Annotated in this window: 12 protein-coding genes; 1 reads left to right on the plus strand and 11 read right to left on the minus strand. The window is 41.4% G+C overall.

Features of this window, described 5'->3' with window-relative positions; genetic code table 11:
- Positions 1-28: 28 nt before the first annotated feature.
- From NI464_RS04340 to NI464_RS04390, 11 genes are all read right to left on the minus strand, one after another.
- Positions 29-904 (minus strand): MetQ/NlpA family ABC transporter substrate-binding protein, encoded by an 876-nt coding sequence (locus tag NI464_RS04340; RefSeq protein WP_195724830.1) that lies wholly within the window; start codon positions 902-904, stop codon positions 29-31.
- A gap of 602 nt (positions 905-1,506) precedes the next feature.
- Positions 1,507-2,064 (minus strand): GNAT family N-acetyltransferase, encoded by a 558-nt coding sequence (locus NI464_RS04345; protein ID WP_253137833.1) that lies wholly within the window; start codon positions 2,062-2,064, stop codon positions 1,507-1,509.
- 27 nt (positions 2,065-2,091) lie between these two features.
- Complete coding sequence (locus tag NI464_RS04350) at positions 2,092-2,817, minus strand: DUF4145 domain-containing protein (protein ID WP_219309566.1); 726 nt, start codon at positions 2,815-2,817, stop codon at positions 2,092-2,094.
- Between the two features lie 128 nt (positions 2,818-2,945).
- Entirely contained in the window at positions 2,946-4,229 is a 1,284-nt protein-coding gene (gene purD / locus NI464_RS04355; protein ID WP_253113393.1) for a phosphoribosylamine--glycine ligase, read from the minus strand.
- Between the two features lie 127 nt (positions 4,230-4,356).
- Positions 4,357-5,931 carry a bifunctional phosphoribosylaminoimidazolecarboxamide formyltransferase/IMP cyclohydrolase gene (purH, locus tag NI464_RS04360; protein ID WP_004646700.1) on the minus strand — a complete coding sequence of 525 codons (1,575 nt, stop codon included), beginning with the start codon at positions 5,929-5,931 and terminating at the stop codon, positions 4,357-4,359.
- A gap of 95 nt (positions 5,932-6,026) precedes the next feature.
- Positions 6,027-6,296, minus strand: coding sequence for a DNA-binding transcriptional regulator Fis (fis, locus tag NI464_RS04365; protein WP_001086304.1), 270 nt, complete (start codon positions 6,294-6,296; stop codon positions 6,027-6,029).
- Positions 6,297-6,694: 398 nt separating this feature from the next.
- Positions 6,695-7,570 (minus strand): DUF3426 domain-containing protein, encoded by an 876-nt coding sequence (locus NI464_RS04370; RefSeq protein WP_253137834.1) that lies wholly within the window; start codon positions 7,568-7,570, stop codon positions 6,695-6,697.
- A 15-nt stretch (positions 7,571-7,585) separates the two neighbouring features.
- Entirely contained in the window at positions 7,586-8,491 is a 906-nt protein-coding gene (prmA, locus tag NI464_RS04375; RefSeq protein ID WP_004646702.1) for a 50S ribosomal protein L11 methyltransferase, read from the minus strand.
- A 131-nt stretch (positions 8,492-8,622) separates the two neighbouring features.
- Entirely contained in the window at positions 8,623-9,510 is an 888-nt protein-coding gene (locus NI464_RS04380) for a bile acid:sodium symporter family protein (RefSeq protein WP_253137835.1), read from the minus strand.
- Positions 9,511-9,597: 87 nt separating this feature from the next.
- Complete coding sequence (locus tag NI464_RS04385) at positions 9,598-10,485, minus strand: bile acid:sodium symporter family protein (RefSeq protein WP_253137836.1); 888 nt, start codon at positions 10,483-10,485, stop codon at positions 9,598-9,600.
- A 144-nt stretch (positions 10,486-10,629) separates the two neighbouring features.
- Positions 10,630-11,097: a hypothetical protein gene (locus NI464_RS04390; RefSeq protein WP_253137837.1), complete on the minus strand. Its 468-nt coding sequence runs from the start codon at positions 11,095-11,097 to the stop codon at positions 10,630-10,632.
- A 254-nt stretch (positions 11,098-11,351) separates the two neighbouring features.
- Between NI464_RS04390 and mnmG the strand changes: the two genes are divergently transcribed.
- Entirely contained in the window at positions 11,352-13,232 is a 1,881-nt protein-coding gene (gene mnmG / locus NI464_RS04395; protein WP_004279892.1) for a tRNA uridine-5-carboxymethylaminomethyl(34) synthesis enzyme MnmG, read from the plus strand.
- Positions 13,233-13,437: the final 205 nt, after the last annotated feature.

The raw sequence follows: 13,437 nt of genomic DNA on the forward strand, positions 1-13,437 counted from the left end.
TTGCCTGTTCTAAAAGTCTATTATAGTACTATTTTGATTCAGTTAAATACGTCACAGGTTTGTTTACCGCAACTTTAGTACCACCAAAATGCTCATCAACATATGCTTTTACTGCTGGCGTATGATACAACGCACCTACTTTTTGCAGAACTGGATCATTTTGACGATCTGCTGCAACCGCTAATACGTTGACGTTCATTTTTGTGCTTTGATCAATCGGCTCATAGTAAATCGCATCTTTTAATACGTTTAAACCACCTTCCATTGCCAAGGTATTGCCCAGCACAATCGCATCAACTTCGTCTTTTACGCGTACTGCAGTCGCCATTTGAATTGGCTTAATCACGATTTGTTTTGCATTTTCGGTCACATCAGAAGTTGTGCCTTTGACATTGTCAAAACCAGCTTTTAATTTAACCAGACCTGCTGATTGTAAAAGTAATAATGCACGCGATTCGTTTGCGCCGTCATTCGGAATGGCAATGGTCGCACCAGTTTTAAACTCGTTTAAAGATTTGACTTTGCTTGAGTAAATACCCATCGGCTCTAAATAAGTGGTAGATAGAGGTGCAATTTTGGCTGTGTTAGCATCGTTGTAAGCAACCATATAGGCATAAGACTGGAATGCATTTACATCAATTTCTTTGTTGGCTACTGCCGTGTTCATTGACACGTAGTCAGTGAAATTTTTCACATCAAGTTTGATGCCGGCTGCTTTGGTTTCAGGCAATGTCGCGATATAACGCCATACGTCTGCATCTGAACCGGTCGAAGCCATAGTTACAGTCTGAAGACCATTTGCATCTTTGCTTTGCGCTGCATCAGTGGCAGGCGCTTCCTGTTTACCACACCCAGTTAAAGTCAATACAGAGGCACTCAAGATAACGCCAAGTAACTTTTTCATGAAATTGTCCTAATTCTATTCTTGCCTAGAGTATAAGCATTTTTAAATCGTGTTAAATAAGAGTTTTATTACGATCTAAGTAGATAGCTTGATCATGGTTGAAGAAAGCTTGAAGTCGAAAGCTGCAAGCGTGCAACAACAATTCTGGTGAACTTGATCAAGTCAGAGGCAGCCCAAATCTGATGTATTTAATCTATTTGGAGAGAGAAAATAGATATTTTATAAGTACATGGCAAGGTTTGAGTGCTCTGAAGTTGCGGATATCATAGCAATAAATCTATATTCGATATACTGGATAAAAAAGCCTTGCTTATCTCTTTAGTCGAATATAAAAAAAGATCTTTTAAACAAAATGTTAATTAAAACAATATATTATTTATATTGAAAATATAGTTTTAATGGATGTGTTTAAATAGTGATCTTTATAAGATTTTGTAAGATAGAAATATAAAAAATGCATATAGATAAATATAAAAAAATATCTGATTTTTTGGGAAATGAAGAAAATTCGATCATTAACGAGATAAATCTTTCCTTTATATTAACTAAGCGAGTCAGTATCTGATCTTGGTTTCCTCAGGTCATGATACTGCAAGCTTGTTTTAACAAAAGGGAATATACAGATAATCCGAACGCTGTTTTTCATAGAGTACGTGTCTACACAAGATATGATCGGCAGGTACAAGTGGATGGTCAAACTCTCTTACTTTTTCTAAGCCAATGTTTTGCATGACACGTTCTGAGGGCGTGTTGATGCAGGCAGTAAAAGAAATGACTTTCTCTAGGCGCAGGGTTCTAAAGGCATATTTTAGTACTGCTTTGGCTCCTTCAGTAGCATAGCCTTGGTTCCAATATTGCGGTAGCAAGCGCCAGCCAATTTCAGGTGCATCGGCAATTTCAAATTCAGATGGATGCACGTGTAAGCCAATAAAACCGATGAATTCGCCTGTAGCTTTGAGTTCTACGGCAAAGAGTCCCCATCCACGTGTTTCTATGGCAGTACGAATACGTTCAAGAAATGCAGTTGCTTCACTCGCATCGATTTTTTTAGGGAAGTAGCGCATGACCTCGTCATCTGCACACATTTGGATAAATGGCGCAGTGTCGGAGTCTTGCCATTGGCGCAGGATCAGGCGAGGGGTTTGAAGGTGAATAGTCATTAGGTATCTTAATTTGGTTACGATTTTTTAGTTTCGTTTAGGGATTTGCTCTTTAAACTCATTAAACTGTTTCGTTTTATAGTCCAAAGATATTATATCCTCGACTACGTCTAAAAATGTTTTTACCATTTCCTCTTCAGGTCTAAAGCCTCTATGGTTAGAAGCATTTCCACCCTCAATAATCGTATTTAATATTTCATATTGTGTCTTACTAATATGTTTGTCATCCAACATTTTTTTTAGTTTTGTTTCAAACCCACCTTTATCGCCTACCTTTTTTACTAAGTATCTATCTACTAGAGTTCGAATTCCCGAAAGAGCTAAAATAAATAATCCTTGTTCATAAGCTTGAACGATTTCAAAGAAGAGCAACATATCATCTTTAGGTAGATTGAAAGACCATTTTTTCTCTAGCAATAAGGAGCTATTGAATCTAGGAAAGCTCATACTCTTTACATGGTAAGAATCAGATTTACCTGAAGTTTCCAAATCAGATTTAATCGAAGTGACTTTTTGTTTAAGATCCAAATCGATCTCTTTTATATGAAATGAATCTATATGTAAGGAGGGTGCATTGCATTTTTGGCATTGGGTAAATTGATAAGCATCGATGCTATAAGTCCATATAGATTTCGCTTGATTATTAGTTATATTTTTTGAAAAGCCTTCAATAGCTCTCGGATAGATTTTCAAATTTAATCTATTTTGTGGAGTATCGTGCTTACATTCCCAGCAGTATTTCCAAATATGCATATATTTAACATCTTATTTTAGTGATGTGCAAAAGAGTAAATTATTTATAGGCGTATGAATAGTTCTGTGGATTGTATAAGCAAATAAAAAAACCCCGAAAGAATCGGGGTTTTTATACTTAAATAAAATTAAGCATTTTCACGCGCAATCGCACGGTAACCAATGTCTTTACGATATTGAACGCCGTCGAACGTTACTTTTTGGCAAAGTTCTAAAGCTTTTGCTTGTGCTTCACCAATGGTATTACCCAGTGCAGTCACGCAAAGTACACGACCACCAGCAGTGACGATATCGCCATTTTCATTGGCTTTAGTACCTGCATGGAACACTTTCGCATCAGTCATTTCAGTGTCTAAGCCTGAAATCACATCACCATTGCTTGAAGTTTCTGGGTAGCCTTTTGACGCTAAAACGATACCAACAGTCTTGCGCTCATCCCATTCAGCTTCAGCAGGTAAGTTACCTGCGATACCAGCTTCAACGAGATCCACCAAAGATGATTTTAAACGCATCATGATCGGTTGAGTTTCAGGGTCACCAAAACGACAGTTAAACTCGATTACTTTTGGTTGACCTTTGTCGTCAATCATCAAGCCAGCGTATAAGAAACCAGTGTAAACGTGACCGTCTTTTTTCATACCTTCAACGGTAGGACGCATCACTTCATTCATGGTTTTTTCAAACACATCAGCAGTCACAACAGGTGCAGGAGAGTAAGCACCCATACCGCCGGTGTTCGGACCTTGGTCGCCTTCAAAAATACGCTTATGGTCTTGCGATGTTGCCATTGGCAAGATGTTGTCGCCATCAATCATACAAATGAAAGATGCTTCTTCACCCGCAAGGAATTCTTCGATCACAACGCGAGAACCTGCATCGCCAAACTTGTTACCTGCAAGCATGTCATCAATTGCTGCAAATGCTTCTTGATTGGTCATGGCAACGATTACGCCTTTACCTGCAGCAAGACCATCAGCCTTGATCACGATTGGCGCACCATTTTTCTCAACAAATGCTTTCGCAGCATCTACTTCAGTAAATACGTCATAGAAAGCCGTTGGAATGTTATGGCGTTTAAGGAAGTGTTTAGCGAATGCTTTAGAGCCTTCAAGCTGCGCAGCAAATTGAGTTGGACCCCAAATTTTAACGCCAGCTTCACGGCATGCATCTACAACACCATTTACAAGTGGTGCTTCAGGACCAACAACCACTAAATCAACCGCATTGCTTTTTGCAAAGTCGATAATCGCAGCATTGTCTAAAATATTTAAGGCAACATTTTCGCATTTATTTTCTGTTGCAGTACCTGCATTACCCGGTGCTACAAATACTTTTGCGACTTTATCATCTTGCGCGATTTTCCATGCAAGTGCATGTTCACGACCACCATTACCCAAAACTAAAATATTCATTAAAAAAAATCCTTCTGAAATAGAATCCCCCTAAATCCCCCTTTGATAAAAGGGGGACTCCCTTCGCTCTACTATGATATAGAAAACCCTCCTTTATTAAGGAGGGCTAGGGAGGATTTAAAATTAATTAGTGACGGAAGTGACGCATACCAGTGAACACCATTGCAATACCAGCTTCGTCAGCCGCAGCAATCGTTTCTTCATCACGCATAGAACCACCCGGTTGGATAATGCATTTGATACCCGCTTTCGCAGCGTTATCAATACCATCACGGAATGGGAAGAATGCGTCAGATGCCATTACCGCACCTTCAACTACTAAGCCAGCATGTTCAGCTTTGATTGCAGCAATACGAGCTGAGTTTACACGGCTCATTTGGCCAGCGCCGACACCAATGGTTTGACGGTTTTTAGCATACACAATCGCGTTAGATTTTACGTATTTCGCTACTTTCCAAGCGAAGATCATGTCATCGATTTCTTGTTCAGTCGGCGCACGTTTGGTGACTACTTTAAGATCATCTTTAGTGATCATGCCCAAGTCTTGATCTTGAACTAACAAACCACCGTTTACGCGTTTGTAGTCAAGTTGCGATTGACGCGCATCGATTGCTGGAAGTTCGCCACATACAAGTACGCGTACGTTTTTCTTCGCGCCTGTTACTTCAAGAACGCCTTCAGCAACGCTCGGTGCAATGATCACTTCAACGAATTGACGATCTACAATCGCTTGTGCAGTTGCAACGTCTAATTCACGGTTGAATGCAATGATGCCACCGAAAGCAGATTCAGGATCTGTTGCATACGCAAGATCATAAGCTGCTTGAATACCGTCTAAAGATACTGCAACGCCACATGGGTTAGCGTGTTTAACGATCACACAAGCAGGCTTCGCAAATGATTTCACACATTCAAGTGCTGCATCAGTATCTGCGATGTTGTTATAAGAGAGTTCTTTACCTTGAAGCTGTTTCGCTGTTGAAACAGAAGCTTCAGTCGCTGTGTCTTCTACATAGAATGCAGCAGCTTGATGTGGGTTCTCACCGTAACGAAGGTCTTGAACTTTGTTTAATTGGGTATTGAAAGTACGTGCAAATTTGTCTGCTTGACCTTCTTCTTTACCTACGCGAGCGCCTAAGTAAGAAGCGATCATGCCGTCATATTGAGCAGTATGTTCAAATGCTTTCACCGCTAGGTCGAAACGAGTTGCATGAGATAAAGCACCCTCAGCTTTAAGCTCGGCAACTACAGTTGCATAGTCAGATGCATTTACGATGATACCTACAGATGCATGGTTTTTTGCCGCAGCACGAACCATGGTAGGACCACCGATGTCGATGTTTTCGATGGCATCAGCAAGTGAACAGTTTGGTTTTGCTACTGTTGCAGCAAATGGATAAAGGTTTACAACGACTAAATCAATAGCATCAATGTTGTGTTCAGCCATCACAGCTTCGTCTAGACCACGACGAGCCAGGATACCTCCATGAATTTTCGGATGTAGTGTTTTTACACGGCCGTCCATCATCTCTGGAAAACCTGTATGCTCCGAAACTTCAACTACAGCCACATTATTGTCTTTCAACAATTTGTAGGTACCACCTGTAGATAAAATTTCTACCCCTAGAGCAGCAAGTTCTTGTGCAAATTCAACAATACCAGTCTTGTCAGACACAGAGATTAAAGCGCGTTTAATAGTCATGATCTTCGTCACAGTTTTCAAGGAACAGAATAAAACAAAATCAGCAATTTACAGGTTAAAAAAAATGCCTGCGGAAGCCGCAAGCATTTTATCATTTATTCACTCATTAAACCGTGAGCTTTTAACTTTTTACGTAAAGTACCACGGTTGAGTCCGAGAATCTCGGCAGCACGTGTTTGGTTACCACGTGTATATTCTAGAACTACAGATAGAAGAGGTTTCTCCATTTCTGCTAGCACCATGTCGTATACCTGAGATGGTTGCTCGCCCTGCAGTTGTGCAAAATAGTGGCGAACTGCGCGATCTACGTGGATACGTAAAGCAACATCAGATTGTGCAGTAAAAATAGGAGATTTGCTATTCATGCGAATTAATCCGAAAAACAAATATCACTTGGGTAAAGTGATATATAAAAGTGGTCTAGAAATTGAAATGAACTCCATTTTAGATCCTAAAACGGAAGTTCTAAAACTTAGTCATTACATTGAGCCTGTAGCTTGACACATCTCTGCGATTTGGTCGAAAAATAAGCGTAACAATAGTTAAAGTTTTGTTACTGACCAAAATCAAAACAAAAAAATCTGCACGATACGCAATAAATTTTATAGCGCATTAGGCAAGACTGTATTTGTTGTGAAAAAGTCGCGAGGAGTTGCAGCACATAGCTTTCGTGGCGCGTATCATACCATTGTCTAAGCAAAAGTGAGCAAGAAAACTGCATTTTTTTTAACTTTTTTTAATTTTTTAATGCTTTCTCAGCAGATTAGGGGCGAATTATTTCCAAAGTATAGCGATCAAAGCTTTTGCGATCGACTGGAAGCTTAAATTTGAATTTAAACGGGCTGTTTTTTGGGATGCGCTGAATATTGACCAGACTTTCAATCAGGTACTCTTCGGAGGACAGGTTATAAGTTGCAATCACTTCACCGCGATGTTCCAGATTGATTCTTAAAATCGGTAAGGCTAGGCTACGGTCATGAAAGTTGATCAACTCACCGCTAAACTCAGCTTCATTATTACCGGTTGCCTTGATTTTGACTTTATTGGCCTGAATCAGCGTGTAGTATTTTTCCAGATTTGAACAATTAAATACTTCACATGCGCTGTTAAAAGCCAGACTCATGACGTGACTGTTTTTGATGTATTGTGGATTGAACCAGAAGAATTGAAACAGCAATAGGCTGAATAGTGACAGATTGAGTAAACTCCAGCCTATATAATACATTGGCCCGCGTTTAGTCTGCTTTTCTGCCTGATCTTCCCAGTTCATGCTCGGCAGGACTGAAATCGGCTCGGTACTGAAATAATTCAGGTTATTTAAATAAGTTTCCAGGTCAATATTGGAATGTTCAACTTTTTGATCAAAAATCTGTAGCAGGCTATGACGATGCTGCTGATCCGTGTGATAAACACCTGGTCTATTTTGAGCATCAGTTTTGCTGAATTCGCTGGAGTTCGACTGAGCCTGAGACATTGGGGCGGTGACCGAATTCCGGGTTTCGGTCACCAAATGCGATAAGGCATTAAACGAAGTAGTACATTTGGGACAGCAAACCATACCCTGCGCAACGGTGAGTTGAGCAACTGTGACCTTATAGGTGGTGGAACAGGTAGGGCAATGGGTTCTTTTGTCACTCATGGATTATTTATAGGCTCATTCGTTCTTATGGCGTTTACCCGAGATACGGCACCAGTGCTCATCTCGTTTTTCTACCTCTAATATATCAAAATAATTTGAGTAAATGCTAGTAACATCAGCAACTTGCTCTTCGATAACTCCAGCAAGTGCGAACTGTCCCTCAGATTTAATTAAAGTAGCGAACTCAGGAGCCAGCATCATCAGTGGTGCTGCCAGAATATTGGCAACAAATACGTCAGCTTTGGTATTGCCGAGTTCATCTCTAAATTCTTCTGGCAGTCCGACATAAAGCTTGTCCAGTACGCCATTCAGTTCAGCGTTTTGCTGGGTGGCCAGTACAGCTTGTGGATCGATATCCGTGGCATATGCTTTTTTCGCACCTAATAAGAGTGCAGCTACCGCGAGAATGCCTGAGCCACAGCCATAATCGATGACAATTTTATCTTTCACATCAATCTTGCCGAGCCATTGTAAGCACAGGAAAGTTGAAGCATGGTTGCCTGTTCCGAAAGCCAGACCTGGATCAAGCTTGATGTTTACCGCATCGGCATCAGGTGCTTCCATCCACTCCGGTACGATCCAGTATTTATCAGCAATCTGAATAGGCTCATAGGCATCCATCCAGGTACGTTCCCAAGCCTGATCTTCAATCAACTCATGACGGATCGGAGCATCTGGCATTTGTGCACGAATAAAGGTTTCTAGTGCGGTAACATCAATTTCTTCGCCTTCTTCCTGCGCATAAATACCAGTCACAATCACTTTATTCCAGAGTGGTGTTTCACCTGGAAGTGGTTCCAGCAAATCCTGGTTTTCAGCATCATCCAGAGTCACACTCACTGCGCCTAGCGAGCTGAGTAATGTCTCAGTAAAATCAACCTGAGCCTGTTCAACCGTAATATGAATTTGTAACCACTTCACAGAAATAACCTTTATACATTTTTCAAAAAGCTATTGTAACGGAAGTTCAGACTCAGCGCTGCTATCTTCTTGATCCATTCCCAAAATAAAAAGGATGCCTGAGGCATCCTTTAAATATCTTCAGATGTTGTCTAATCCAGATTTGTTAGGGGTGTTTGCGCCGGGAGTGGTGCAAGCCGATTCAACAAGCTGCCAAAAATTGCAGCAAAAATATACATAAAAATAGAATAAACCGCAGCCGGCATTGCCACAGCAGCACTGCCAATCACGGTCAGGGCAATAGTCATGGCGAGGGTACTGTTATGAATGCCAATCTCAAATGCGCTGGCACGGGCTTGAGCGCTATTAATATTCAGTAGTCGCGGAATCAGATAACCAATACTCAGGCTCAGGATGCAGAACAAGGCAGTCGCCAGACCCACCTGGGTCAAGTATTCACCGATATTGCTGCGCTCTTTGATGAGTGTGGCAATAATAATCAGCACCAAAAAGCCAATCGAAAAAATCCGCAGCGGCCGATTCAGTTTTGCTGTCACGCCTGGTGCATAGCGCCGAATCAACATGCCAATTCCCACCGGAATCAGGATGATCGCAAAGACTTGCAGAATCTTGCCGAATTGCAGGCTAACTTGCTGGCTATCCTGCATAAAATGCATGATCGAAAAATTAATAATTAAAGGTAAGGTAATCGCTGCGATGACTGAGTTGATAGCAGTCAAAGTGATATTGAGGGCTAAGTCACCTTTAAACAGATAGCTAAACAGGTTGGCTGTTGCACCCCCGGGCGAAGCCGCCAAGAGCATCAACCCGACTGAGAGTAATGGGGTTAAAGCGAATAGCTTGCAGAGTAAAAAGGCAATGCCAACCAGAATAACCAGTTGACAGAACAATGCTATAAATACGGCTTTAGGGTGGCGAGTGACACGGCTAAAGTCCCGAGGCGTTAGTTCAAGGCCAAGCCCCATCATGATGATTGCAAGTGCCAGTGGCAGTAATATCGTTATAAGGCCAGAATCCATCTGTATGCTCCTTGTCGAAAATTGTTTTAATATTTCTGATTTTCTTTGGAAAAGCATACAGCCTTATAGCAGAATCAGCCAAATAAATTACAAATCTGATAAACGACTTTTATTGCTATACACCACTTGCTGGCGACTAATCAGCACACCGAAAATAGTGGCGAAACTGTACATGAAAATTGTATAAATGCCTGCAGGAATAGCCATCGTGACATTATTTAAGACCGATATCGCAATCGTCAGCGCAATGGCAGTGTTATGAATGCCAATTTCAAAGGTACAAGCGCGTGCCATTTTCTCTGGAATACCCATGAGTAAAGGAATGCAATAGCCAATAAACAGGCTGGAAAAACATAAAATCGCAGTTGCTGCACCAATATTGGCAAAGTATTCGACCAAATTCGAACGTTCTCTGAAAATGGCGAATATCAATAGGATGGTTAGAAAACCGATAGAGAGTAAGCGCATGGGCCTGCTGACAGTAATTGACAGGTTTGGAAATTTGGCCCGAAGCAGCATACCCATGATCACGGGAATCAAGGTAATTAAAAAGACCTGCATAATCTTTTCAACTGGAAAAGTCACGTTTGAGCCATGACTCATAAAGTAGTGTAAGGACAGATTGATAATAAAGGGCAGGGTAAAAATAGAGATGATGGTATTAATGGCGGTTAGAGTAATATTCAGTGCCACATCACCTTTATATATGTAGCTAAATAGGTTCGCGGTTGGGCCACCAGGTGAGGCGGCTAGCAACATCAGACCTACAGCAAGCAAAGCGGGCAAGTCCAAAATCAGACAAATAAAAAAAGCAACGCTGGGTAATAGGACTAACTGCGCAAATAAAGTAATAAAAATGACTTTAGGATAGCGACTTAAGCGCAGGAAATCTTTGATAGTGAGTTCTAGCCCCAGCCCCATCATCATAATTGCCAATGTAATTGGCAAAAAAACGCTAAAAAACCCCGAATCCATGAATTTGCCTTTTTATTATACATTTATAGGTATATTTCTAGTTTAGCCTAGATGAATAAATAAGCAATAAAAAACGGGCAAAATGCAGTCACTTTGCCCGTCAAAGCTTTTACTTGAAATCTAGACTATTTAGATATATATCGGCTACATACCTGGCTGGCCTTGCATTGGTGAATCAGGCTGTGCTGGCTGGTTCATCTGATGCTGCATAGGCTGGTTTTGCATATGTGGCTGCATCGGTTGGCTTTGCATCTGAGATTGTCCCTGAGGGCGTGGTGGCATAAAGCTTAATGCACATTTACCTTTGACTTCGGCACCATTGATGGTGGCAGTAGTCGCACCACTGTTGCCGCTACAGGTACTCATGAGTTCGGCTTCATCGCCTTTGATTGAAGCATTTTTGGATGAAGCGAAAAACTGCGGCTCACAGGTACCATTCCAGATAATGCCGCGATAGGCAAAACTGACTTGTGCACCTTGGGATTTGCCTTTACAAACCTGTTGGTACTTTTGTGCATTATAAATGGTTTCGACCTTATCATTCGCTGATGCAGCAAATGGCGCAAAACATAAACCACATAGAACGGTTGAGAGGAAAATATTCTTATTCATCTTTTATACCTTTGTTTGTAATGTAACCAACATATAGATTAAAAAATGCGCGAGATTAAACAATGCAAATCGAGTAAATTTCTCAGCTTATATGTTTAATTTATATAGTTCCTCTGCAAAGTTAAATTACAGTGCTTTATTGTTATGCGAGTTAAGTGCGATTTATCTCAGGATAAATTCAACTGAATTTGTCTACTTTAGAGTGAAATTTGCTATAATGCTCAGCTATTCTTTTTTATCTCTCAATTACCACTATGCATTATCCTAAAGTATACGATGTCATTGTTATCGGTGGCGGTCACGCCGGTACGGAAGCGGCTCTGGCTGCAGCGCGTATGGGTCGACAGACTTTACTCTTAACTCATAACATTGAGACTTTAGGGCAGATGAGCTGTAACCCGGCCATCGGTGGTATTGGTAAATCGCATTTGGTGCGTGAAATTGATGCCTTGGGCGGTGCGATGGCACTGGCTGCCGATAAAGGCGGTATTCAATTCCGTATTTTGAACTCGCGTAAAGGTGCTGCAGTACGTGCAACACGTGCGCAGGCGGACCGTGTACGTTATAAAGCGGCTATTCGCGAAACATTAGAAAACCAAGCAAACCTTGATATTTTTCAGCAAGCCGCAGATGACCTGATTGTTGAAGGCGATACCGTTAAAGGTGTGGTTACCCAAATGGGTATCCGTTTTGATGCGAAAACTGTGGTGCTGACAGCAGGTACATTCTTAGGTGGTGTCATCCACGTTGGTCTGGAGAAATCTAGCGGTGGTCGTGCTGGTGATCCGCCATCTATTTCACTTGCACATCGTTTGCGTGAATTAAACTTGCCAGTAGGTCGTTTAAAAACAGGTACACCACCACGTATTGACGCGCGTTCAGTGGATTTCTCTGTGATGACACCACAGCCGGGTGATTTCCCATCTCCGACCATGTCATTCATGGGGGATGTGTCTATGCATCCTGAGCAGGTAAATTGCTATATCACGCATACCAATGAACGCACGCATGAAATCATTCGTGGCGGTTTAGACCGTTCACCGATGTACACGGGTGTGATCGAAGGTGTTGGACCACGTTATTGCCCATCGATTGAAGATAAGATTCACCGTTTTGCCGATAAAGATTCTCACCAAGTCTTCTTGGAGCCTGAAGGCTTGGATACACATGAGCTTTATCCAAATGGTATTTCGACTTCTTTACCGTTCGACGTTCAGTTTGAACTGGTTCGCTCGATCCGTGGTATGGAAAATGCGCACATTCTTCGTCCGGGCTATGCCATTGAATACGATTATTTCAACCCACAAGCGTTGAAATTTACCCTTGAAACCAAAGCAATTAATAACTTGTATTTCGCCGGTCAAATTAACGGCACAACCGGTTATGAAGAAGCGGGTGCGCAGGGTTTGCTTGCAGGCTTGAACGCTGCACGCCGTGCTTGGGATCAGGAGCAATGGACGCCAAAACGTGATGAAGCATACATGGGTGTTCTGGTCGATGATCTGATCACATTAGGTACCAAAGAACCATACCGTATGTTCACCTCACGTGCCGAATACCGTTTGATGCTGCGTGAAGATAACGCAGATCAGCGTTTAACAGCCATTGGTCGTGAAATGGGTCTGGTGGATGACGCGCGTTGGGCAGTGTACTGTGAGAAAATGGAAGCAGTGGAAAAAGAAACAGGTCGTTTGCAACACTTGTGGGCCGCACCAAATAACCCAATGGGTAAGAAATTCGTTGAGATGACCGGTGCAGACCTGTCTAAAGAATGTTCGGCGATTGATTTGTTGAAACGTCCAAACATTTCATTTGCTCAAATTGCAGAGTTAACCAATTCTGAAGTATCACCATTTGTCGGTGAGCAAATTGAAATTGCAGTGAAATATGCGGGTTATATTAATCGTCAGCATGAAGACGTCGCACAAATGAAACGTCTTGAAGAAACCCGTATTCCTGCGGATTTCGATTATGACATCGTGTCAGGTCTGTCCCGTGAAATTACCCTGAAACTGAAAGATGTTCGTCCTGAAACATTGGCGCAAGCCAGTCGTATTCCAGGTGTAACCCCTGCAGCAGTTCAACTGGTGATGATTACAATTCGTAAGAATGCACAAGCAAAGAAATCTGCTTAAGATTTTGCGCTAAAAAAGCCCGCATTAAGCGGGCTTTTTATCGGCTTGTAGTTTTGTATAAGTTTTGACTATCGTTGAATTAAAAATAACTACTATTAAATTAAGTTATTGATAAATATATATAATAAATATTATTAAGATGTATTAAGTCTATAAATACAATCTTTTAGGTCTAATTTAGATGATATTTACACATGCTGATGTG

The sequence above is a fragment of the Acinetobacter lwoffii genome, from assembly GCF_024129685.1.
GTDB lineage: Bacteria > Pseudomonadota > Gammaproteobacteria > Pseudomonadales > Moraxellaceae > Acinetobacter > Acinetobacter lwoffii_X.